The organism is Franconibacter daqui, from assembly GCF_014644275.1.
Classification (GTDB): Bacteria; Pseudomonadota; Gammaproteobacteria; order Enterobacterales; family Enterobacteriaceae; genus Franconibacter; species Franconibacter pulveris.
Map to the genome: position 1 here is coordinate 1 of NZ_BMKJ01000006.1, position 23473 is coordinate 23473.

General features: G+C 58.9%; 21 protein-coding genes. 3 read left to right on the forward strand and 18 right to left on the reverse strand.

Features of this window, described 5'->3' with window-relative positions; genetic code table 11:
- Positions 1 to 49: 49 nt before the first annotated feature.
- Positions 50 to 604: a tyrosine-type DNA invertase gene (locus IEX01_RS17290; protein ID WP_048888036.1), complete on the reverse strand. Its 555-nt coding sequence runs from the start codon at positions 602 to 604 to the stop codon at positions 50 to 52.
- A 40-nt stretch (positions 605 to 644) separates the two neighbouring features.
- Between IEX01_RS17290 and IEX01_RS17295 the strand changes: the two genes are divergently transcribed.
- Positions 645 to 1379: a helix-turn-helix domain-containing protein gene (locus IEX01_RS17295; RefSeq protein WP_024558503.1), complete on the forward strand. Its 735-nt coding sequence runs from the start codon at positions 645 to 647 to the stop codon at positions 1377 to 1379.
- A gap of 76 nt (positions 1380 to 1455) precedes the next feature.
- On the opposite strand, the gene IEX01_RS17300 is transcribed toward IEX01_RS17295, so the two are convergent.
- From IEX01_RS17300 to IEX01_RS17310, 3 genes are all read right to left on the reverse strand, one after another.
- Positions 1456 to 2622, reverse strand: a complete 1167-nt coding sequence (locus IEX01_RS17300) for a zinc-dependent alcohol dehydrogenase (protein WP_048888038.1) — start codon at positions 2620 to 2622, stop codon at positions 1456 to 1458.
- A gap of 4 nt (positions 2623 to 2626) precedes the next feature.
- Positions 2627 to 3169, reverse strand: coding sequence for an SRPBCC family protein (locus tag IEX01_RS17305; RefSeq protein ID WP_048888039.1), 543 nt, complete (start codon positions 3167 to 3169; stop codon positions 2627 to 2629).
- Positions 3170 to 3290: 121 nt separating this feature from the next.
- Complete coding sequence (locus IEX01_RS17310) at positions 3291 to 3857, reverse strand: VOC family protein (protein ID WP_024561049.1); 567 nt, start codon at positions 3855 to 3857, stop codon at positions 3291 to 3293.
- Between the two features lie 178 nt (positions 3858 to 4035).
- Here IEX01_RS17310 and argS point away from each other — a divergent pair, with 178 nt between their 5' ends.
- Entirely contained in the window at positions 4036 to 5772 is a 1737-nt protein-coding gene (gene argS, locus IEX01_RS17315) for an arginine--tRNA ligase (RefSeq protein ID WP_024558499.1), read from the forward strand.
- 77 nt (positions 5773 to 5849) lie between these two features.
- Here argS and bglB read toward each other — a convergent pair whose 3' ends face one another.
- The 5 genes from bglB to flhB all read right to left on the reverse strand — a co-directional run bounded on the left by bglB (position 5850) and on the right by flhB (position 12459).
- The gene (gene bglB / locus IEX01_RS17320; protein WP_188724248.1) at positions 5850 to 6989 is read right to left on the reverse strand and encodes a beta-galactosidase BglB; all 1140 of its coding nucleotides are present in this window, start codon (positions 6987 to 6989) and stop codon (positions 5850 to 5852) included.
- A 4-nt stretch (positions 6990 to 6993) separates the two neighbouring features.
- Positions 6994 to 8577, reverse strand: a complete 1584-nt coding sequence (locus IEX01_RS17325; protein ID WP_188724249.1) for an MFS transporter — start codon at positions 8575 to 8577, stop codon at positions 6994 to 6996.
- A 264-nt stretch (positions 8578 to 8841) separates the two neighbouring features.
- Positions 8842 to 9237: a flagellar protein FlhE gene (gene flhE, locus IEX01_RS17330; protein WP_048888043.1), complete on the reverse strand. Its 396-nt coding sequence runs from the start codon at positions 9235 to 9237 to the stop codon at positions 8842 to 8844.
- A complete protein-coding gene (gene flhA / locus IEX01_RS17335) occupies positions 9237 to 11315 on the reverse strand; it encodes a flagellar biosynthesis protein FlhA (RefSeq protein ID WP_024557474.1) in 2079 nt (692 codons plus the stop codon). Before flhA ends, flhE begins: the two co-directional genes overlap by 1 nt.
- Positions 11308 to 12459 carry a flagellar biosynthesis protein FlhB gene (gene flhB / locus IEX01_RS17340; RefSeq protein ID WP_024557475.1) on the reverse strand — a complete coding sequence of 384 codons (1152 nt, stop codon included), beginning with the start codon at positions 12457 to 12459 and terminating at the stop codon, positions 11308 to 11310. The genes flhA and flhB overlap by 8 nt, the downstream gene beginning before the upstream one ends.
- A gap of 246 nt (positions 12460 to 12705) precedes the next feature.
- Here flhB and IEX01_RS17345 point away from each other — a divergent pair, with 246 nt between their 5' ends.
- Positions 12706 to 12885, forward strand: coding sequence for a hypothetical protein (locus tag IEX01_RS17345; protein WP_188724250.1), 180 nt, complete (start codon positions 12706 to 12708; stop codon positions 12883 to 12885).
- Between the two features lie 29 nt (positions 12886 to 12914).
- Here IEX01_RS17345 and cheZ read toward each other — a convergent pair whose 3' ends face one another.
- The 9 genes from cheZ to IEX01_RS17390 all read right to left on the reverse strand — a co-directional run bounded on the left by cheZ (position 12915) and on the right by IEX01_RS17390 (position 23457).
- Positions 12915 to 13559: a protein phosphatase CheZ gene (cheZ, locus tag IEX01_RS17350; RefSeq protein ID WP_024557477.1), complete on the reverse strand. Its 645-nt coding sequence runs from the start codon at positions 13557 to 13559 to the stop codon at positions 12915 to 12917.
- A 10-nt stretch (positions 13560 to 13569) separates the two neighbouring features.
- The gene (gene cheY / locus IEX01_RS17355; RefSeq protein ID WP_024552273.1) at positions 13570 to 13959 is read right to left on the reverse strand and encodes a chemotaxis response regulator CheY; all 390 of its coding nucleotides are present in this window, start codon (positions 13957 to 13959) and stop codon (positions 13570 to 13572) included.
- Positions 13960 to 13976: 17 nt separating this feature from the next.
- Complete coding sequence (locus IEX01_RS17360) at positions 13977 to 15026, reverse strand: protein-glutamate methylesterase/protein-glutamine glutaminase (RefSeq protein WP_024557478.1); 1050 nt, start codon at positions 15024 to 15026, stop codon at positions 13977 to 13979.
- A complete protein-coding gene (gene cheR, locus IEX01_RS17365) occupies positions 15023 to 15889 on the reverse strand; it encodes a protein-glutamate O-methyltransferase CheR (RefSeq protein WP_024557479.1) in 867 nt (288 codons plus the stop codon). Before cheR ends, IEX01_RS17360 begins: the two co-directional genes overlap by 4 nt.
- A gap of 19 nt (positions 15890 to 15908) precedes the next feature.
- Positions 15909 to 17513: a methyl-accepting chemotaxis protein IV gene (gene tap, locus IEX01_RS17370; protein ID WP_188724251.1), complete on the reverse strand. Its 1605-nt coding sequence runs from the start codon at positions 17511 to 17513 to the stop codon at positions 15909 to 15911.
- A 39-nt stretch (positions 17514 to 17552) separates the two neighbouring features.
- Complete coding sequence (tar, locus tag IEX01_RS17375; protein ID WP_188724335.1) at positions 17553 to 19217, reverse strand: methyl-accepting chemotaxis protein II; 1665 nt, start codon at positions 19215 to 19217, stop codon at positions 17553 to 17555.
- Between the two features lie 135 nt (positions 19218 to 19352).
- Positions 19353 to 20315 carry a Csu type fimbrial protein gene (locus tag IEX01_RS17380; RefSeq protein WP_048888046.1) on the reverse strand — a complete coding sequence of 321 codons (963 nt, stop codon included), beginning with the start codon at positions 20313 to 20315 and terminating at the stop codon, positions 19353 to 19355.
- The gene (locus IEX01_RS17385; protein WP_373289694.1) at positions 20312 to 22720 is read right to left on the reverse strand and encodes a fimbria/pilus outer membrane usher protein; all 2409 of its coding nucleotides are present in this window, start codon (positions 22718 to 22720) and stop codon (positions 20312 to 20314) included. Before IEX01_RS17385 ends, IEX01_RS17380 begins: the two co-directional genes overlap by 4 nt.
- Positions 22699 to 23457 (reverse strand): fimbrial biogenesis chaperone, encoded by a 759-nt coding sequence (locus IEX01_RS17390; protein ID WP_188724252.1) that lies wholly within the window; start codon positions 23455 to 23457, stop codon positions 22699 to 22701. The genes IEX01_RS17385 and IEX01_RS17390 overlap by 22 nt, the downstream gene beginning before the upstream one ends.
- Positions 23458 to 23473 lie beyond the last annotated feature (16 nt).

A 23473-nucleotide genomic window follows, 5' to 3' on the forward strand; every position in this document is an offset into this window, starting at 1 on the left:
AACAGTTTGGTTCAAAATGTTCAGTTTTTCCCGCCACTTTTTCTATTCTCTATTTATCCCATACTCCATAAAATCGCTGTGAATTACTGGCAGTGTAGATCACCGTATGCTTTATATTCCGGTGGCCCAGGTAATCCTGAATCAGCCTGGTATCAACGCCTAAATCAGCCAGGGCATAGCCGCAGGCGTGGCGCAACATATGAGGATGCGGAGTGATGGTCAGCCCGGCCATTTCGCCATAGCGCCGCAGCAGGCCATAGACCTGCTGGCGCGAGAGCGCCCCGCCCTTTTGCGACAAAAAGAGCCACGGCTGCCCGCTTCCCTGATAAAGACGGCGGGCTTCAAGCCAGGTTGTCAACGCGGGAAAGACCTCGTCCGTTAATGGATGGACGGTGGAAAGCCCATTTTTAAGGCGTCGGATATAAATTATTTTCTGATTCAGGTCGAGGTCGGTCAGTTTAATGCCGCAGAGTTCAGATACCCGCAATCCATGATAAAAGCAGAGCGTAAACAGGCAGGCGTCACGCTCACGGTGGGTTCCCTCAGCGGTGGCTTTAACTATCTGGCTGATTTCATGACGGGTAAGGTATTTGCGCTGCTTCATCGGTGTCCCTTGTAGTTGTTGGAAAGGTGATAACTTCGCTATGAAGACTATTTCAGAAATCAGAAAGTTACATAATAAAGTCGCGCCTGTCTTTACCGCAGCCCCGGCAGTGTTAGCAGAAAAATCGCCTGCGGTCCGGACGCTTTCCTTCAACGACCTTCACCGGCCCGCTAAAGCGATTGACGAGTTGATGGCCTGCTTCCTGCCCGCCAGCACCCCGTGTAAGCCGAAAACCGGTATGTTGACCGCCCGCCCCGGAGAAGATGAAGGGTTTATCTACCTTATCCGCAGCGGCCGCTTCGACACCTTCCGCCTGATTGACGACCTCTATCTCGGCGTGGGATACGGCCCGGCGATTGTTGGCCTGCAAGAGTTGTTCTGCCATGCGCCGAGCCGCCACTATGTTCAGGTAATGGCCGATACCAGCGTGCATGCGCTGCCCGCAAGGCGCGCCCGGGAGCTGATTGAACAGCATAACCTCTGGCAAAGCGCGAGCCTGATCCTCTCGTTTTATCTGATGTTTATGATGTATCGCGATGAGCACATGGTGAGTAAAAGCGCCTATACCGTCGTGCGCGCCAAGCTGATGGAGTACATGGAAAACCGCGATTTTCATATGATGCGCAAGGAGAGCATTGGGCCCTTTATTCAGAAGACCACCACGCTCTCCCGCAGCCTTATCTACAAGATCCTCGCTGAGCTGACCGAAGGCGGCTACATCACGGTGAACCGCGGCTGCCTGGTCAAAATCTTCTATTTGCCCGAAGCGTTATAACGCTGCGCAAAATGCTCAGAAAGCAAAACGCCCCGCTGGGATCGGCGGGGCGTTTATCAATGCCAGACAGGCGCGGTTAAGGTTTAAAAACTGCCCGCACGCAACCATCCTCTTTATTCTTAAACATTTCATAGCCGCGCGGCGAGTCTTCCAGCGAGAAGCGATGCGTGGCGAGGAAATCCGTACGCAGCTCGCCCCGTTCGGCATGCGTTAACAACGCTTTCATATAGTGCTGGCCGTGCTGCTGCGCGGTGCGAATAGTCAGCCCCTTGTTCATCGCCACGCCGAGCGGGAATTTGTCCATCAGCCCGTAAACGCCAAGGATGGAGAGCGTGCCGCCTTTACGGCAGCAGTAGATAGCCTGGCGCAGCGCGGTACCGACATCAGTGTGCATGCGCAGCGCCTGCTTGGTTTTATCGTAGGCATACTGCAAGCCTTCACCGTGCGCCTCCATGCCGACAGCGTCGATGCAGCTGTCCGGCCCGCGTCCGTGGGTCAGCTCCAGCAGCGCCTCATAGATATCCACTTTGGTGTAATCCAGCGGGATAGCGCCCACCAGATCCCGCGCCATCGTAAGCCTTTCCGGGAAGCGGTCGATAGCGATAACTTTCTCCGCGCCCATGATGTAGGCGCTTTGCGCGGCCATCAGCCCGACGCCGCCGCACCCCCACACCGCCACCGTATCGCCAGGATGAATATTACAGAAGTCGGCGCCCATGTAGCCCGTCGGCGCGGCATCGGAGAGAAACAGCGCCTGCTCGTCAGGCACCCCATCCGGCACCACAAAGCAGTCGTTATCGGCAAAGGGCACGCGCACATATTCCGCATGGGAACCAGCATAGCCACCAAAGGCGTGACTGTAGGCGTAAATACCCGCCGTCGGGTAGCCGAGGATCTGCTCCTGCATATGGGCGTTGGGATTGGTGTTATCACAGCAGGAAAAGAGGTGATGCTGGCAGTACCAGCACGAGCCGCAGGCGATAAATGACGGCACCACAACGCGATCGCCGCGCCGGATGTTTTTAACCTCCGGCCCCACTTCCACCACTTCGCCCATAAACTCATGGCCTAAAATATCCCCCTCCTCCATGCTCGGGATAAGGCCGTCGATAACGTGCAAATCAGAACCGCAGGTGGTGGTTAGCCCCACTTTGATAATGGCGTCGTGCGGGTTGACAAGAACCGGGTCCGCTACGGTTTCCACTTTTAAATCGTTAACGCCGTTCCAGCATAGTGCTCGCATACGCTTACTCCTCCGCTTTGTCCATTCCCCCGTGACGCCCCGCAGGCTGCGGCACGTTGGTGGCGATTTCACCCGTTTCGGCAAGGCTCTTAAAACGGCGCAGTGCCTGGCTTAACATCGCCTCCGGCACCATCTCCATTTTCTTCGACAGCCATTCACCAAGAAAACCGCCGGGCGGGTCGAAATGCATGGCGAGCGTCACTTCTGTTCCCCGTTCATCGGAAACCGGCTGGAAAGAGAGCCTGCCGGCGTTCGGCACGCTGGCTTTTTCGTCTGAGGCCCAGCTGATATAGCGGCCCGGCTGCTCATCCACGATATGCGCGTCCCACTCAAGCTTGCGGCCAAGCGGCAGCTTCACATGCCAGCGCGAAGAGGTATCGCTCAGGATAGTGATAGTGGCGAAATGGTACATAATGCGCGGCAGCGTAGTCGGGTCGCGCCAGAGGTGATAAAGCTCATCAGGGGAGCGGTGAATAAGGATGGATCGACGCAAGCCTTGCTCGTCGTGCCCGGAGGCGGGCCGGGTGTTTTCTGCGTTTTGCTGCATTGGTCTCTCCCGTAAGGTCGATGGAATGCGTTCTCCTTTTCGTTGTTCTCCTTTTAAAAGCCTCATTAACTATAGTGCAAAAAAACGGGGCAACCCTTTGAAAAACCGCCCCGCTTCGCCATTAACGCCCCTGCCGCTCGCTTTCTACAATCTCTTCGATGGTAAAAGGATGGAACTTGATGGTGACGATTTTATCGGTCACTGCGAGGGTCGGATTAGGCAACCGCTCATTCTCTCCCTTTGGCGAGCTGGTTTTTACCGCAATGCCGGGCTGAGCCAGCCCCTCGTCGGAAAGCAGCGCCAGCGCGCGGGCGTTCAGCGTTTCCGGCGCGCCAGGCAGTACGATTTCGATATGCTCCCAGCCTTCATGCGGATAGCGCTTCTCGCCAGGCCATGGCAATTCGACGATATGAAAGCGCCAGTGGGCGACGCAGACCGGCTCATGCAGGCGGAACAGGCAGATGGGCCGCCCGTTGATGATATTTTCCGACAGCAGCTCGCCGCACTGCTCAAACCCTTTGCGCCAGCGCTCCGCCGTGGCGTTCTGGTGGCAGCGCAGGGAGATATGGTCAGCGTGCAGCGGCGCGATATCCAGCCCCAGCCGTGCGGCGAGGTCGGTAAGCGCAGTCGTAAAACGGGGCAAATCCCCGGCGATGTCGGTGAGTTCGTTAATAGCCTGCCAGTTCATGGGCGTCTCTCTGTGCGTCAAAAGCCGCTAATCTACCCTGGCGGGCGGCGCGTGATAACCCCTGTCATAGCCGGGCTGACGCCTGTTGCCAAATGCAGTATACTTCCCGCCTTATTTTTTCCATTGTCGTCGCCCTGGCGGATAAAAACAGGCGGCGAGCGTAACGTAAGGTATCCCGGTGAATATTCAGGCTCTTCTCTCCGATAAAGTCAGTCAGGCACTGATTGCCGCAGGCGCCCCTGCGGATTGCGAACCGCAGGTTCGTCAGTCAGCCAAAGTGCAGTTCGGCGACTATCAGGCCAATGGCGTGATGGCTGTCGCTAAAAAACTGGGCATGGCGCCGCGACAACTCGCAGAACAGGTCATCGCCCATCTCGACCTCACCGGGATAGCCAGCAAGGTGGAAATCGCGGGGCCGGGCTTTATCAATATCTTCCTCGACCCGCAGTTCCTGGCGAAGAATATCGACGCCGCCGTGGCCTCCGATCGCGCTGGCGTGGCGAAAGCAGAAGCGCCGCAGACCATTGTGGTGGACTACTCCGCACCGAACGTGGCGAAAGAGATGCACGTGGGCCACGTGCGTTCCACCATCATCGGCGACGCCGCTGTGCGCACGCTCGAGTTTCTCGGCCATAAAGTGATCCGCGCTAACCACGTCGGCGACTGGGGTACCCAGTTCGGCATGCTGATCGCGTACCTTGAAAAGCAGCAGCAGGAAAACGCGGGCGAAATGGCGCTGGCGGATCTCGAAGGCTTCTACCGTGAAGCGAAAAAGCACTACGACGAAGATGAAGCTTTCGCCGAGCGCGCGCGCGGCTACGTGGTGAAGCTGCAGGGTGGCGACGAGTATTGCCGCGAGATGTGGCGCAGGCTCGTCGACATCACCATGACCCAGAACCAGATAACCTATAAGCGTCTGAACGTGACGCTGACCCGCGACGACGTGATGGGCGAAAGCCTCTATAACCCGATGCTGCCAGGCATCGTCGCAGACCTCAAAGCCAAAGGTCTGGCGGTTGAGAGCGAAGGCGCGACCGTGGTCTTTCTCGACGAATACAAGAATAAAGAAGGCGAACCGATGGGGGTTATCATCCAGAAAAAGGATGGCGGCTACCTTTACACCACCACGGACATCGCCTGCGCGAAATACCGTTACGAAACGCTGCACGCCGACCGCGTGCTCTACTACATCGACTCCCGTCAGCACCAGCACCTGATGCAGGCGTGGACCATCGTGCGCAAAGCGGGCTACGTGCCGGAATCCGTGCCGCTGGAACACCACATGTTCGGCATGATGCTGGGCAAAGACGGCAAACCGTTCAAAACCCGCGCGGGCGGCACCATCAAGCTTTCCGAACTGCTGGACGAAGCGCTGGATCGCGCCCGCCGTCTGGTGAGCGAGAAGAACCCGGATATGCCTGCCGACGAGCTGGAAAAGCTGGCGCACGTGGTGGGTATCGGCGCGGTGAAATACGCCGATCTCTCCAAGAGCCGCACCACCGACTACATCTTCGACTGGGACAATATGCTGGCGTTTGAGGGCAACACCGCCCCTTACATGCAGTATGCGTATACCCGCGTGCTCTCTGTTTTCCGCAAAGCGGAGATCGACGAAAGCGCCCTGCAGAGCGCGTCGGTAGTCATTACCGAAGATCGCGAAGCGCAGCTTGCCGCCCGCCTGTTGCAGTTTGAAGAGACGCTGGCGGTGGTGGCGCGTGAAGGCACGCCGCACGTGATGTGCGCTTACCTTTACGACCTGGCGGGCCTCTTCTCCGGCTTCTACGAGCATTGCCCGATCCTGAGCGCGGAAAGCGCCGAGGTGCGCAACAGCCGCCTGAAGCTGGCGCTGCTGACTGCGAAAACGCTGAAGCTTGGTCTGGATACCCTCGGCATCGAAACGGTTGAGCGTATGTAAGACCAAAATAAGGCCCGCATGCAGCGGGCTTTATTCGGTTCTGACCGTAAAGCGGCTCGCCATTCGGCGGGCCTTTTTTACAGGTACGTTCGCAAAAACTCCGTAAGGGCGAGGATCGCCATCGCCTGACCATAAGGCATCGATGTGAGCGGGATCTGGCGATAAAACTCCAGATCGCTTCCCATCCCGGTGCCGAACGACACCTGCAACAGCTCGCCCTGCGGCGAAATATTCGCCATCACGCCTTTGATGGCTTTCTCCGCCACCGGCGCGTACGCCTTGCTGATATAACGCTTACGCACCGCTTTTAACATCCCATACGCAAACCCGGCGGTCGCAGAGGCTTCCAGATAAGATGTCGGGTCATCGAGCAGCGTATGCCACAGCCCGCTATCGTCCTGACACGTCGCCAGCGCCGCCGCCTGATTTTCCAGCACCTGGATCAGGTAGCGACGGGTGGCGTTGTTTTCCGGCCAGTCCATTAGCTCCAGAAAATCGGGGATCACAATGGTTAGCCAGCTGTTGCCGCGCGCCCAGCGGGCGCTGGCAAAGTTATGGCGGCCTTCATAATTCCAGCCGTGAAACCAGAGGCCGGTCTCCCGGTCCATCAGGTTCTGCACGTGCAGCAGGAATTGATATACCGCCTCTTCCACATACTCCGGCTTGCCGAGCAGCTTGCCGATTTTGGCGAGCGGCAGCACCGTCATCATTAATGTGTCGTCCCACATCTGCTGCGAGTTCTCTTCGGCAAGGGTGATGTGCTGCATGCCGCCGTGCTCGGTGCGCGGCATGTCATACATCGCCCACTCCGCCCAGCTTTCAAGCCAGGGCAACAGCGCCGGATTGCCAGTCTCTTCGTAGCGGTATGCGAGGGTCAAAAACGGCGCCATGGTATTGACGTTTTTGGTGGTCGCCCCTTCGGCGAAACGCGCGCTGAACCAGCTGTCGATAATGTCGCGCATCTGCTCATCGCCGGTCTGGCGATAGTAGTGATACATGCCGTAGAGCCCGACGCCGTGCGTCCACTCCCAGCCCGCCCACCCTTTGGTGTCTATCACCCGCCCGTCATCCAGGCGCAGCAAAAACTGACCGGTTTCATCCTTAATATTGACCAGATTGTCCGTCATCTTATGGATGAGGGATTTCAGTTCGTCCCGGGCGATAAAACGTTCCGGCTGGCGCAGCAGCGCGCTGTGTTTGACAGGCCAGACAATCATTAACTTATCCTCTGATGGGGGTTGAATTCAGATCGTGCGCATCCTTAAGCGAAGGCGCGGCGGGCTTGTGGCGATTGAGAAAACCGATGTTGTTATTGCCCCACAGGTTTTCATACGGCATGCCGGCGAGCATCTCCACGGTGGCGCGGGCCTGCGGCGTGGCCGATTCGGGGATGGCACGGTTAGCGACGCGCATTTTCGCCGTCTCCTCGCGCAGTACGCTATGGGTTTTCAGGTTGAGCTTAAAGCGCAGCGAGACAAGGAAACCGCAGGCTAACACCAGCACGGTGCCGACGCTTAAAATCAGCAAAATGGTGTGGCTGACGGCAGGCGGCTGGCTGCTCTGGCCGGAGACAAAGCCGGACATCTGCATCACAATTCCCACCAGCATTACCGCGCCAGCCTGCGAGGCTTTACGGGTCAGCGTCATGATGCCTGCGAAGATCCCCTCGCGGCGCTGCCCGGTTATCACTTCATCCACGTCAGCGATATAGGTGTAAGTATTCCACGGCACATAGTTGATGCCGCCGCGCCCCAGACCCGCCATCGCAGAAACCAGCAACAGCAGCGAATAAACGTCGCTCAGCCCGGCGTAATACAGCACGGCATAGGAGATGGAGCTTAAGCCGAACAGCACGACCACCAGACGGTAAGAAGGCGCAGGCCCGAAGCGAATGCAGAGCGGGATCATGCCGATAACGGCGATAAACTGCAGAATCGCCATAGTGCCAAGCAGGTTGGAGGCCATCGACGGGCTTTGCATCAGCACGAAAACCACGTAGTAGGTAAACACCGCATTAAACACGTCCTGAGCGATATACCCGCCGAGATACATGCCAAGATGCTGGCGGAAAATCTTAATGCGCAGCGTGGAGCCCAGTTCGGTGACGAGACGACTCAGGTTCTGGCGCAGCGTGAGACTTTTCTTCTCCTCTTCCGCCCGCAGCGCCGCTTCCGTCCACGCCTCGCGCGGCCGCTCCCAGGTAAAGATCCAGACCAGCGTCAGCATGATGGCGCACAGCACCGCAAACACCACGCTCGCGTAGAAGAAGGAGATAGCGTTGTCTTTGCCGAAGTGATTAATCAGGATGCCCGGCAGGAATGAAGCGAGAATGGCGGACATCTGCGCCATCGAGATGCGCGCGCCGGAGAATTTGGTTTTCTGTTTGAAGTCATCGGTCATCTCCGGCACCAGCGTTTCGTAAGGCACCAGGATCATGGTGTAGACCACGTCAAACACCAGATAGGTCAGCAGATAGTACCAGTAGTTCATGCCGCCAACCCACATCAGGCAATAGCTGAAGACGCAGGGAATGCCGAGCAGGATAAAAAACTTGCGACGACCGAAGCGCTTGCCGAGCCAGGTAGAGCCGAAGTTATCGGTGAGAAAGCCCATGAGCGGACTGACGACCGCATCCAGCACGCGGGCCATAGCGAAGATAAACGTCGCCTCGATGGGGGTGAGTCCACAAAAGGTAGTGTAAAAGTAAAGAAGCCATGCGGCGGTGAGCGCTGTCGTCCCTGCGCCGAGGAAATCGCCTGAACCATAAGCGAGATAATTCGCGAGCCCAATTTTACGAGTTTTCATTGCCGTCAACCCTGTGTTTTATGCTGGAAGCCTCCTGAGCAGGAGACGCCATTAACGCTGTCACGGCTAAAGTAAAAGTAAGGCGCAGGGGAAACCTTTTCCTTTTTGCCACCGCCCGGAAGGAACTGGCAAAAATACAAAGAGTTCCGCCACCAGCTTCACCGATTTATAAAACAGCGTTTCACAGGGTTCAAAGCGAGAGTTTAAAAATGCGGGCCAGCCGTCAAAAATGGCTGGCCCGTGAGAAAAGAGGGAAAAGCGGAATTACCGGTAGTTCACAATCACCTGATTGCTAAGCACCTGCAAGCGCGGATAAAGTTTGCCGCCGCCCGGCACTTCCCAAATAAAACGCAGCGGCTCGCTGGCCGGCACGTTAGTAAAAGCCCGGGTGGTGCCGGTCTGCCCTTCTATTGCGACGCAGCGCGACTGCGAGCAGAGGCGCACCAGCAGCCCGGCGGGCGTCGGCCCGACAAGCTCGTAGCGCCAGGCGACTACCGTCATCAGCCCGTCTGGCGGCTGCCCGGGCGACAGCGGCATGGAAGAAATAGCCTGGCCGCGATTGCTCAACGTGATGCCTTTACTGCTCGCCTGCCACGCCCCTTCACCCGCGGCATGTGCCAGCAGGGGCAGCAGCAGAAAAAGCGCTGTAAGTTTGCGCATTACTGGCCCCCGATAGTCGCCGTCATGCGAATGTTGCGATTATCTGAAAGCTCCATATTGGAGAGCACCACCAGTTGCGGCAGGCTGCGGCGTAAAAAGCGCGACAGCAGCGGACGCAGCGCGTGGTTGACCAGCAGCACCGGCGGCGCGCCCATCGTCTCCTGGCGATGCAGCGCTGCCTGCGCCTGCTCCAGCAGACGGTCGGCCAGGCCCGGCTCCAGCCCGCCGCCGCCCTGCAGCGCCTGCAGCAGCAGACGTTCCAGCGCGGTATCAAGCCCAATAACCTGCACTTCGCCGCTGCCCGGGAACCACTGCTGCGTGATGGCGCGGCCCAGCGCCACGCGCACCACGGTGGTCAGTTCATGCGGGTCATTCTGCACCGGCGCATGTTCGGCAAGCGTCTCAAGGATAGTGCGCATGTCGCGAATAGGCACCTTCTCGGACAGCAGATTCTGCAACACTTTGTGCAGCGTAGTGAGAGTAACAATGCCCGGCACCAGGTCTTCGGTCAGCTTCGGCATCTCCTGCGAGACGCGATCCAGCAGTTGCTGCGCTTCCTGACGGCCGAAGAGTTCCGGCGCGAACTGGCCAATCAAATGGTTGAGATGGGTGGCGACGACCGTGCTCGCTTCCACGACGGTAAAGCCCTGGATCTGCGCCTGTTCTTTTAGCGCGCTTTCAATCCAGATAGCGGCGAGACCAAAGGCCGGGTCGACGGTGGCTTCGCCCGGCAGCGTGCCTGCCGCCGTGCCGGGGTTAATCGCCAGCCAGCGGCCAGGATAGGCTTCGCCGCTGCCAATCTCCACGCCTTTCATCAAAATGCGGTAGCGCGCCGGGGGTAAGTCCATGTTGTCGCGAATGTGCACCACTGGCGGCAGAAAGCCCATCTCCTGCGCGAATTTCTTACGAATACTGCGGATACGGCCAAGCAGCTCGCCATCCTGCTGAAAATCGACCATCGGAATCAACCGGTAACCCACTTCCATGCCGAGCGAGTCTTCCAGCTGCACGTCACTCCAGGTCGCTTCCACAGCCTGCGGGTTTTCAGTCGCTTTGACGGGTTGCGCCACCTCGGGCTTCGCCGTTTCGCGACCGCGCATCCACCAGGCGAGGCCCAGCAGCGCGGCGGTAAAGAGCAGGAAAACGAAGTTCGGCATGCCCGGCACCATGCCGAGCAGGCCAAGCACCGCGGCGCTCAGCACCATAACGCGCGGGTTGCTGAACAGCTGAGTCACCATCTGTTCGCCCACGTCCTGATCGGTGGCGACGCGGGTGACGATAACGCCAGCGGCGGTGGAGATAACCAGCGCCGGGATTTGCGCGACCAGACCATCGCCGATGGTCAGCAGCGTATACGCTTCCGCCGCCTGGCCTACCGGCAGACCATGCTGGATAACGCCCACCAGCAGGCCGCCGATGATGTTGATAGCCATGATAAGCAAGCCGGCGACGGCGTCGCCGCGCACGAATTTACTAGCACCGTCCATCGAGCCGTAGAAATCCGCCTCTTGCGTCACTTCCGCGCGGCGTTTTTTCGCTTCATCTTCGCCAATCAGGCCGGCGTTGAGGTCGGCGTCGATAGCCATCTGCTTGCCAGGCATCCCGTCCAGCACAAAGCGCGCGCCCACTTCCGCGATACGCCCGGCACCTTTGGTGATAACCATGAAGTTAATAATGACGAGGATGATAAAGACCACGATGCCGATAGCGAAGTTGCCGCCGACCAGGAAGTGGCCGAAAGCCTCTACCACTTTGCCCGCCGCCGCCGCGCCCGAATGCCCTTCCATCAGAATGATGCGGGTCGAGGCGATATTCAGCGCCAGACGCAGCAGCGTGGTAAAGAGCAGAATGGTCGGGAACGCCGCAAACTCCAGCGTGCGCTGTGTGAACATCGCCACCAGCAGCACCATAATGGAGAGCGCGATATTAAAGGTGAAGAGCATGTCGAGGATAAAAGCCGGCAGCGGCAGCACCATCATCGACAGGATTAGCAGAATAAGTATCGGCCCGGCAAGGATCTGCCATTGCGTCGTTTTCAGGTTGCCCGGCAGGCGCAGCATAGCCACCAGATTAGCCATCAGTGTCCTTCTCGTTCATAAAATCCAGTGCGGCAGGCACCGGAAGGTTTTCAGGTTTTTTTGGGATAAGACCGCCAGCGGCGCGCCAGCGTTTCAGTTGCCATACCCATGCCAGCACTTCCGCCACGGCGGCGTACAGCTGACCCGGGATTTGTTGTCCTATTTCCGCATGACGGTAAAGCGCACGCGCAAGCGGCGGCGCTTCGAGGATCGGGATGCGATTCTCGTTGCCGATTTCACGGATGCGCAGCGCGACCAGCCCTGCGCCTTTCGCCACCACTTTCGGCGCGCTCATTTTGTTTTCGTCATACTGCAACGCCACGGAATAGTGCGTCGGGTTGGTAACGATAACGTCCGCTTTCGGTACATCGGCCATCATGCGGCGGCGCGCGGCGGCGCGTTGCTGCTGGCGAATGCGTCCTTTTACGTGCGGGTCGCCTTCCTGGTCTTTAAATTCGTCACGAATATCCTGGCGAGACATGCGCAGCTTTTTCACATGGCTGTGGATCTGCCAGAAAACGTCAAAGCCGACCATCGGCACCAGGCCCATCACAATCAGCAGCCCGCAAAGCGCCACAAGGTTAAGGGAATTACCTAGCGCCTCAACGGGCGATTCGCTTATCAGCCGCAGCATATCCGGCCAGTTATGCCACAGATACCAGCCGGTAACGATGCCGACCAGCGTCGATTTCATTAGCGCTTTTAACATCTCCGCCAACGCCTGCGAGGAAAAAAGCCGCTTGACGCCGGAGATCGGGTTGAGTTTTCCGAGGTTGAAGGCGATCGACTTAGCGCTAAAGAGCACGCCGCCTAACAACATCGGCGCGCCAATCGCCACCAGCACCAGGCCAATCATCAGCGGCATCAATGCCAGCAGCGCTTGCTTAATCAGCGAGCTGATTAAACTCACCGTCAGCCGCGGGTCATTAATAATGCTGTGGTCGAAATGCAGCCCGCCGGAGAGCATGGCGGCCAGTTGACGGGCGAGCGCCTCCCCGCCCATCCAGGTAACGCTCAACCCTACCAGCAGCATCAGCAGGGAAGTGAGTTCTCTGGAACGGGGGATTTGCCCCTCCTCACGCGCTTTTTCTAGTCGGTGGGGTGTGGGGGCCTCTGTTTTGTCCTCGTCGCTATCTCCGGCCACTTCGCAAACTCTCTGCCCAATTCGTCACGCTTATCATGCCAAAGGACACCCGCGCTAATGGCTGAATTAACGTTAAGAAATGGTGGGGTTTCTGCCGTTAAGTGGAATTAATCAACACCGATGGAAGCAACCGTTGCCGCACTATTGCGCATCGGCTCATAAAATAAAGATATATCTGTGAAAGGGTTAGTGTCGCTTTCTGTAGTCTGATAGCGTAGCAAAACACCGACAAAATTAGGGGTTATTATGGATATGCAGTGGGAAAAATTGCTCAGTAGCGCTCGCCGTAAGGATAAATATAAAAAGGCTATGCAGGAGGAAGAAGCGCCCACCTCTTACGTCACGCCCCCCATCAGTACTGGCCGCCTGACGCTGGATTTTCAAAAGCCCCAGCAACAACTTATGTTGGCTCTGCCCGAGAAATAAAACCGCCGCCCTAAGACGGCGGTTTTTACTTAAAAACCCAGGCTGTCCAGCAGGTCGTCGACCTGATCCTGGCTTGCCACAACGCCTGCGGCGGTGGCGTCCAGCTGGGGGCCATTAAGCAGGCTTTCGTTCTCACGCTTCGGACGCGCGGCTGGCTCCGGCATGTTTTCCAGCAGCACCATCAGCAACTGGCGCTCAATTTCCTGAATCACATCCATCATGCGCTTGATAACCTGACCGGTCAGGTCCTGGAAATCCTGCGCCATCATGATGTCCAGCAGTTGGGCGTTAGTGAAGCTGGTGTGCCCCGGCACTTCCGCCAGGTACTGACGGGTATCGGTAACAAGCTCCCGGGCGTCGCTCAGCTCAATGGGATTTTCAAACCATTCGTCCCAGCGTTTGCTAAGCCCTTTCGCCCCTTTTTCCAGCTCGTCCTGATGCGGCTGCGACGCTTCAACGCTGTTGAGGGCGCGCTCTGCGGCCTGCGCCGTCATCTGGACAACATAGTCGAGACGATCCCGGGCATCCGGAATCGCCTCGGCCGCTTCCGCAATCGCCTGATCCAGACCAAGCTCACGCAGGCTGTCACGCAGCATACGCGTTAAGCTGCCAATGCGAACGATGATATCGGCTGCGGAATGTTCTTCAGTGGGTTTCATTGCAGAATGAATCATCAGGAGCTCCTCACATTCCGAGTTTCTCGAATATCTTGTTCAGCTTCTCTTCCAGCGTCGCCGCGGTGAAAGGTTTAACGACGTAGCCGCTGGCGCCCGCCTGAGCGGCGGCGATGATGTTCTCTTTCTTGGCTTCCGCTGTCACCATCAGCACCGGCATCGCCGCCATTGCGCCGTCGGCGCGAATGGTTTTCAGCAGTTCCAGGCCATCCATGTTCGGCATGTTCCAGTCGGAAATCACAAAGCCAAAACCGCCAGCCTGCAATTTGTTCAGCGCGTCTACGCCATCTTCGGCTTCTTCCACGTTGTTAAAACCCAGCTCTTTAAGCAGGTTACGCACGATGCGACGCATGGTGGAGAAGTCATCCACAACCAGAAACTTGAGCTCTTTATCCGCCATAAAAACTGCACTCCTCTTTAAATACGTATTGCCTGTCCGGCACTGATTTTCGCCAGCATTTGCTGGCTGACCTGGCTTAGATCGACGACTTCGCTGACGCCACCCATATTGATGGCCTCACGCGGCATGCCGAACACCACACAACTTGCTTCATTCTGCGCAATGGTCCAGGCGCCCGCCTGGTGCATCGCCAGCATCCCCGCCGCGCCGTCGTTGCCCATCCCGGTGAGGATAACCCCCACCGCGTTGCGCCCCGCATGTTTGGCGACGGAGTGAAACAACACATCTACCGCCGGGCGATGCCGGTTAACCGGCGGCCCGTCGTGAATCTTAATTTGATAGTTCGCCCCGCTGCGGGTGAGCTCCATATGCTTATCGCCCGGCGCGATATAGGCATGGCCCGGCAGCACGCGCTCGCCGTCTTCCGCCTCTTTCACCGTTATCTGGCAAAGCTTGTTCAGACGCTCAGCGAAGGAACGGGTAAAGCCTGGCGGCATATGCTGGGTAATCAGCACCGCCGGGCTCGAAAGCGGCAGCGGCTGCAGCACGTGACGAATTGCCTCGGTGCCGCCCGTCGAGGCGCCAATAGCGAGCAATTTTTCAGAACTCAGCAGCGGGCCTGCCTTCAGCGTGGCCGGCGCGCTGACGGGCGCGCGGGCGGAAAGGCGAGCGCGGGAAGCGGTACGCACTTTCTCAGCAATCAGCTCGCTGTAGGCCAGCATGCCTTCGCGAATGCCGAGCTGCGGCTTGGTGACAAAATCCACCGCCCCCAGCTCCAGCGCGCGAAGCGTCACTTCCGACCCTTTGCCGGTCAGGGAGGAAACCATCACCACCGGCATCGGGCGCAGACGCATCAGCTTTTCGAGAAAATCGAGGCCGTCCATGCGCGGCATTTCGACATCCAGCGTCAGCACGTCCGGATTAAATTGCTTAATCAGATCGCGCGCGACCAGCGGGTCCGGCGCGGTCGCCACCATCTCCATGTCGCTGTGGCTGTTGATGATTTCCGTCATGATCTGGCGCATTAGCGCCGAATCATCCACTGACAACACTCTGATTTTACTCATTGTCTTTCCTTACTCAGGGCGTATACCGTCTGACCGCGCAGCCAGAAATCGCGACTGAGATTGCTGAAATTCTCCGAATGTCCGGCAAAGAGCAGGCCGCCTGGCTTAAGCAGCGGCACGAAACGCTTGAGGATCGCCTCCTGCGTTTCTCTGTCGAAATAGATCATGACGTTTCGACAAAATATCGCGTCAAACGGACCCGGAACGTTGTACTGCTTGTCCAGCAGGTTGAGCGAGGCGAACTCCACATGGTTCGCAAGCTCCCCACGCACCCGCACCAGCCCTTCATGCGGGCCGGTGCCGCGCATGAAATAACGCTGCAATTGCTGAGGAGAGAGGGTTTTCAGCTCCTCCTGGCGATAGATGCCGCTCTGCGCTTTTTGCAGCACCTCGGTGTCAATATCGCTTGCAAACACCTTCCAGCGGCCCGGCGCTGTGCCAAGCGTATCGGCAAGCGTAATGGCCAGCGAATAAGGCTCTTCCCCCGTCGAAGCCGCCGCGCTCCAGACCTTGTACTCACCGCTGCGCTTGCGCGCATGCTCGGCCAGCACCGGAAAGTGATGCGCCTCGCGGAAAAACGCGGTCAGGTTGGTGGTCAGCGAGTTGATGAACGCCTGCCACTCGGCGCTGTTGGCGTTCGCCTCCAGCATGCTGAGGTAGCGGCCGAAATCATCAAGCCCGAGCGTGCGCAGCCGACGCACCAGCCGGTTGTAGACCATGTCTCGTTTGTGGTCCGCCAGCACGATCCCTGCGCGCTGGTAAATCAATTGACATATCCGACGAAAATGCGCGTCGGACAGCGCAAGGCGCTGTGTCATAGGCAACAGGAACGAGGGTTGCCCACCAGGAATGGTTGTTGTCATAGCGCCTTTTTACTCACAGTCAGGGGGATACGGCTACGGCGTTGAGCGCAACGGCGTCGTCTCGCTCAACAACATGTTTCTCTTCAAGATTAAATACCGACACAACCGCCGTCAGACGATCGGCCTGGCTTGCCAGCGTTTCAGCCGCGGCAGCCGCCTCCTCTACCAGCGCGGCGTTCTGCTGCGTGACCTGATCCATCTGGCTTACCGCCTGAGCGACCTGCTCAATGCCCCGGTGTTGCTCATCCGAAGCGGAGGCGATTTCGCCCATAATGTCATTCACCTGGGTTACCGAGCGGACAATCTCCGCCATGGTTTGCGCCGAGTTATCCACCAGCGACGACCCTTGCTGCACCCGGGATACCGACTCCTCAATCAACGCTTTGATCTCTTTCGCCGCCTCGGCGCTGCGGCTTGCCAGGTTACGCACTTCGCCTGCCACCACAGCAAAACCCCGTCCCTGCTCCCCTGCGCGAGCCGCTTCCACGGCGGCGTTAAGCGCAAGGATGTTGGTCTGGAAAGCGATACCGTCGATAACGCTGATGATGTCGCCGATTTTTTGCGAACTCGTTTCTATCTCATGCATCGTTTGCGCTACGTTCGAGGCCTGATCGCCGCCCCGCTTCGCGGTTTCGGCGGCGCTTTTCGCCAGCAGCGAAGCCTGACGGGCGTTTTCAGCGTTCTGGCTTACCGTGGCGGTCAACTCTTCCATGCTGGCCGCGGTCTGCGCGAGCGATGCCGCCTGCTGTTCGGTACGCGAAGAGAGATCGTTATTGCCGGCGGCAATCTCGCTAATGCCGGTGTGCATCGCAAGGCTGCCGTTGCGTACTTCACTTACCGTTTCCCGCAAGGCGTTTTGCATCGCCTTAAGGCTTGCGAAAATCTCCGATATCTCGTTACGTCCGAAAACCAGGATCGGACGCGCCAGATGGCCTGCGGCAATACTGTCAAAATGGCTGCGTATAATCGCAAGCGGCATGACCAGCATGCGGCGCGACCACCACAGCGACCCCAGAACCAGCAGCACCGCCACGACGCTCACCACGCCGAAAATCAGCCCTGAGAGGTGATACCAGCCTTTGCTCTCTTCGCTGGCGCTGCTGACAAACTGGTTAATGTGCTGCTGCCAGGCGTTAAAACTGGCGTCAAACCCATCCTGCGATTTCTGCACCGGCGCGGTGAGGAAATCGGAAAGCTGGTTGCTTGCAAGCCAGGTCGCCTGATGCTCCAGGTCTTCGCGGTAGACCGCAAAACTTTTCTTCGTCGAGGCGATCAGTTGCGCCACCTCCTCGCTCGCCGGCTCAATAGCGACGAACTGTTTAAACAGGGAATCCGCCTGCTTCAGGCTCTCCTGCGCGCTTGTCATCAGGGCTTTGATATCTTCCGGCGGGTAGCTCAGGGCGGTGAGCGTACCGGCACGGTTTAATGCCGTACTCGCTTGTAACAACGCTGCGCGGGTTTGCGTCAGCGTGTCGCGTTGTTGGTTACTTACCTCGACCCTTTTCAGATTGCCGTAGTCGGCCCGAAAAGCGAGAAAGGACAAACCGTTACTGCCAATCTGCAAAGCACCGCAGAGAATCAAGAGCAAAAACAACGTGGTCGAAATACGAATACGGTTAAACATCAACGCTCCCTTACCCGGCATCGCTGCCGGCTTGAGTGGTCAAAAAGTTTCCCAGTTATCGTTATGGCCAACCGCGGCCGTTTCACGTGGGATCGAAGCCGGGCTGGAGGCCGGCGCCAGGGTCGTGCTCAATGTGCTGCTCAAATTCGGCTTTTGCATAGAGGCAGACGTTTCGCCCTCGCGCAGGCGGAACGCGGCGACCGCCTGAGATAACCGGCTCGCCTGCTCCTCAAGCTGCGCGGCGGCGGCGGCGGATTGCTCCACCAGCGAGGCGTTCTGCTGGGTTACGCGGTCCATCTCGGAGACGGCCAGCGCGACCTGGTCGATACCGCGGCTCTGCTCATCGGACGCCGAGGCGATCTCGCCCATAATGTCGGTCACCCGGGTTACGGCGCTGACGATGTCCTGCATGGTTTCACCCGCGCTTTCCACCAGCACCGAGCCGGTATCCACGCGCGTGACGGAATCTTCAATCAGCGCTTTGATTTCTTTCGCCGCCTGGGCGCTGCGGCTCGCCAGATTGCGCACTTCGCCCGCCACCACGGCGAAGCCGCGGCCCTGCTCCCCTGCCCGTGCTGCTTCCACAGCGGCGTTAAGCGCAAGGATGTTGGTCTGGAAAGCGATGCCGTCGATAACACCGATAATGTCGGCAATCTTCTTTGAACTGGCGGCGATGTCGTGCATGGTGTTGACCACGCCATCCACCACTTTGCCGCCGCGCTGGGCCGTTTCCGAGGCGGTGCGCGCCAGTTGAGAGGCCTGACGGGCGTTGTCGGCATTCTGTTTCACCGTGGCGGTTAACTGCTCCATGCTGGCGGCGGTCTCCTCCAGCGAGGCCGCCTGCTCTTCCGTGCGTGAAGAGAGATCGTTATTGCCGGCGGCAATCTCACGGGTGCCGGTGTAAATCGCATCGGTCCCTGAACGCACGCTGGTCACGGTGTCGATAAGCTCCTGCTGCATGTGCTGCACGCTCTGCGCGAGCTCGCTCATCTCGTTGCGTCCGCTGACGTTGATACGGGCGGTCAGGTTGCCTGCGGCGATTTCACGAATAGAACCGATGATGACGGCAAGCGGGTTGAGCAGCACATGTCGCAGGCCGTACCAGACCAGGGCGCTCACCGCCACCAGCACCAGCGCCAGCACACCGGTCTGCCATTGGGCGAAGCGGTAGTCATGCGCGCTCTGCTGCCAGGCATCCTGCGCGATGCGCACGTTAAGCGCAGCGTAATCATCCATCGCTTTTTGCAGCGCGTTCTGTTTGCCCTGCGTCGGTTGGGCGAAGTAAGGTTCTAAATTGCCGCTCTCCAGGTACTGCACTAATTCGCCAAGCGCCTGCGCGTAATCCTGATAAGCCGCATCAAGCTGTCCGCTGAGAACCTGAATATCGGGCTGGTCAACCGGCGCCGCTTTGAATGTCGCGTAGTGAGCCTGCGCCTGCGCCAGCGTCTTTTTCGCGCTGTTAAGCAGGTCGGTTTTGGCGCTGCTTTGCTGGTTGCTGGGATCCATCATCATTCGCGCCGCGGAACGGCTGAGGTTGATGCGCGTCTGCAACAGCATGTCCCAGGTATGGTTCAGCTCCGCCTGTTGCAGGCGCAACTGGTGTGAAGCGCTAAAGCTTTGCTGGTTCTCTTTTAGCGAAGAGAAAAAGAAGCTGCCGGAAATAAGCTGCAGCAGGATGAAAACGCCTACCACCAGCATCAGCATTGTGACTACGCGAATACGATTCACTCAACATCCCCCAGACATCTGACTAACTGTTGAGGTTATCGGCAAAGGAGACGGGAACTTTATCGTTCAGCGGAAGGAATTTGCGTTAACGTGAAAGCGTGAACAGGCTCACTAAAAGGCGATATCGACCACCAGCGTGTCGCTATAGCTGCCTGCGGGCAGCGCGCTCTGCCCTGAAAGCACCCGGGCGGTGTAGTTATACGTGCGCAGCAGGCCGTCGGTGCTGACCTGCGATGAGCTGGCGCTTGCCCAGCGCTCTGCGCCGCTCACCCCCCAGCGGTTCGTGGTGCTGCCTTTATAGATCTCGTAGCTCAGGCGATTCGCGCCGCTTGCCATGTTGCGCACATTGCCGTTGGCGTAACTGCCGTTATTAATGCCGACGGTATAGACGCTGCCTTTGGTGCAGGTAATGGCGATGCTCTGCGAAACCGGGGCGAAGTTGCCCGGTAGCGGCGCGCTGCCAAAATTGACGTTCGGCGCGCTGATGGTCGTGCAGTCATTGGTTACCGTGAGCGTGACGATAAGCGGCAGCGACACGGTGCCGGTCTGCGCCGACAGGCAGACCGCCGCCCCGACGGCGCAGACGCTGTAATTTATAGAGAGCGTTAAGGTCGCCTGATAGGTCCCGGCGCTGAGGTTTTGTCCCGCCACCGTGCGGATGTAGAGCGGAAGCGTATAGCGTGAGCTGGTCAACAACCCCAGCAGCGTGCTGCCGCTCCAGCGGTACGAACCGCTTAGCGCAATCTCGCTGTTAGCCGGACACCCGCTCTGAGCGCAAAGCTGAATCGGCAGGCTGTCTGTTGATGTTGTCGTGTCGGTGCGCCGCAGCGTGGCGCGATTGCTGGCGCTGGCGCTGGCGGTGGTAAAAGTGGCGTTGACGAAATCGGTGGTGTTGAGCAGGTTCAGCACCGTATCGCACTCCACCACCAGGTTGGTGCTGGTGGTCTGCACTGTGCTGTTAATAACGAACGAGGTTTGGGTGCCGAGCGAAGCGTTGCCCAGGCTCACCCGGCAGGCGGCGAGCGCGGGCGCGCTGACTATCATCAGCAACAGGCAGAGCAGCAGGCGCGTCATGGCTGTTCTCCCTGGCAAATAAGCGGGCCGAACGTTTCCAGCCGATGGCTACGCGCGGCGGCAAGGGTCAGCGTAGCGGTACAGCGCTTACCTTGCGGCGTGGAGACGGTCAGATGGTTTACCTCGCCGACGTTTTCAAGCCAGGCGATGCCGTCGTAACCCACAATGGCGGGCGGCTGACCAGCGCGGAAGACCTGGCTTGAGACGGGCAGCGGCTGGCCGTTTTCGTCATGCAGGATAACGTTCGCTACCCGCTCCTGCTCCATCGGGAAAGTAATCAGATAGCCGCTGCGCCGGCGCAGCGACAGGCGGCGCTCAGTTTCACGGATGCGGGTATCCGCAGGCAGGTTAAGGGTGTCGATGCTGTAGTTGGCCGGATAATAGGAAGTCACGCCGGAGATTAACAGGTAACCCTCTTTATCGGTTTTGCCCACCGGCTGGTTTTCATAGTTCACGGTCACATCCGCCTGGCCGCCGGTGCTTACCACCGCAAAGGCGTCATTAATCTGGTTGGCGGCAAAGAGCGCGCCATTCATCAGCACCAGCGAGCCGGTAGCCTCGCCCCAGTGAGTGTAGCCGTCGCGCTCGCCGTAAATGCCGCCCTGCAACTCGACATGGTTGTTGCGCCAGCCGAGCGTCGCCTGCTGATAATCGTTCTCCTGGGTCTGATGCGCGTAAGCGAGGTTCCAGCTAAAGCCGCCCTCGCTCGGCATCGCATGGTTATAGTTCACGCGCTCGCTCGCGCTGCCATCGGGCTGGCGCTCGGCGCTGAACGCCACGCTTTCCTGCAGGCCGAAGGGGATTTGCAGCGAGAGCGCGACCGACCAGTCGTCGGCATCCGGGTCATGGCTCGCCGCCACATAAAAACTGCTGCTGCCCCAGAGGTTTTTACTCCAGGAAAGGTTCAGCAGCCGGGTGCTGTCGCTGTTAAAACTGTCAACATCCAGCCAGGCCGCGCCGAGGTTGCCAAAACGACCCATATTAAAAGAGAGCGAGTACTGGGCGACGTTGCGACTCAGGCTGACTATCGGCTGGCGGTCGCTGTCATACATCACCTGCTGATCGTAAAGCGCCAGGTTGCCGAAGCCGCGCTCACGGCGCGTGTGTTGCGTCGTGAATGACATAAAATCGGTATTGTACTGATAACCCAGCGTCCACTGCTGGCCCTGCTCGCCGCGCATCCGGCTGTAGGCCACCGCGCCGTTCACCACCCCGAAGTGGCCAAGCTTCACCAGCGACCCAACGCCGCCAAGCCCCAGCGATTCCGCGCCTTCACCGTGCGCCTCTACCGTCCAGAAATCATTGACCCCGTAGCGGTACGAGCCGCTCGCCGCCGCCGGGCCATAGTCAAGGTTTTTGATGCCATAGTTGCGCCGGATAGCCCCCGCCGTGACGGCCCCGTCGCTAAGCCCCGCTTTCAGCAGGTCGCTCGCCACATAAAACGGCATGGTGGTGGTGACCTGGCGGCCCAGGGCGTCGGTAGTCACCAGCACCGCGTCGCCGGAGCCGTTGATATAAGGCAGGTTGGTGAGGGTGAAAGGGCCGGGCTCCAGCTGTGTGGAGCCGGAGCGGTAGCCGTTGATAAAAACATCAACCGTGGTGGGTACCGCCGCCTCGCCGGAGAAGGCGGGCAGCGGATAGGTAATGAGATCCGGGCGCAGCGAGAAATCGCGGCCAAAGGAGACGCCGCCGAGGCGCACGCTGCTGGTCCAGCTTAAGCTGTCGCTCACCACGTCCCCTACCGACCAGCTCAGCGCATCGTCATCCAGCGTGCCGGTGAAGGTCGAGTCGTAGCGGCGGTAGCCTTCGCTTTGCCCCGGATAGCCATCGAGCACCTCGCGGTTTGTGCCGGTAGTGGAAAAGGCGCCGTAATCGTTGAACAACCGCAGCTCGTGCCACAGCGAGGCCTGGCTGCCGCTGTGCTCGGTGTGGTTAGCATAGAAATCGTAATTAAGCAGCCCGCCGCGCCCGTTGCGCGCGCGCAGGCGCGCCGCGCCGTCGCCAAGCGCAATCCGCCGCTCCGGCACCCACTCTTTCGGCACCGTCAACAGCAGCCGCTGGCTGGTGCTGTCATACTCCGTACGCACCAGATTTAGCGTAGAGAGATTGACGTCGCCCTGCGGCAACCGGTCGCCCGGCAGCCCCGCGCGTTGCAGGTCAGCGCTCGAGACCCAGAACTCCTCTGCCCGGCGCGTGACCGGCACGACCATGCCGGTATCGTAATGGTTCAACACCAGCGACAGGTGAAAAATCGCCCGATCGTTGATAGCGCGGGCATCCGGCGGCGGCGGCAGCGCATCGTCGCCCGGTTGCGCCATGGCGCGATCTGTCGCGACGCTAAGCAGACCAACCACCGACACGACTTTCATCGCCTGATACCGGCTTAACGCGAAGAGGCGAGCCATCGCGAGTCGCGGGCGTTAAGGGAAGCGGAGATTTCGCTGGGCGCGGTAATGCCCGCAGGCAACGGGAAAAGCCGGGAGCTGTGCGGCAGCACATACCCCCACAGCCCGTCGGTAAGCTCGCGCTGCCGCCCACCCTGGCGCACCGACACTTTGCTGATGCGCGCGTGAATCTCATCGTTATTTGTAATTTCAATGGCCGGCTGGCCGTTATCGCGAGTCATCCGCCAGCTCAGCTTGGTCGGGTTAACGAAGGCGTGATGCGCGCCGGAGCGCTGGGTTTCAATGCCCTGTCCATACACAAACAGCGGGATGGAGTAGCGCATTTGCAGCTTGATGCCAAGCTGCGGTTTGCTATTGTCCTGCGGCTGGGGAATTTCATCAACCACCACCCGGTACGCCTGCTCAACCCCCATCGGGATCTGCGCCTGGCTGATTAAACGGATAAGCTGTTTTTTACCGCCGCCGATGGTCACGATGGGCGGGCTGGCGACCACATCCTGCTGCGCCTCATAGCGCTCGAAGCCCCCCTCCTGACGCCAGCGCACGATACGCACCTGCATGGTGGTCGGCGTGTCGCCCTGATTTTGCACCCATAGCTCCGCCGCTTTTTCGCCAGCAGGCAAATAAGGGTCGATAGGCCAGATAAGGATATTGCTTGCCGCATGGCTTGTGCTGGCAAAGAGCCAAAGGGCGATGAGTAAACCGCAAGAGTGGAAGCGCGTTGCGCCTGTAATCATGTCACTTCTCCCTGAG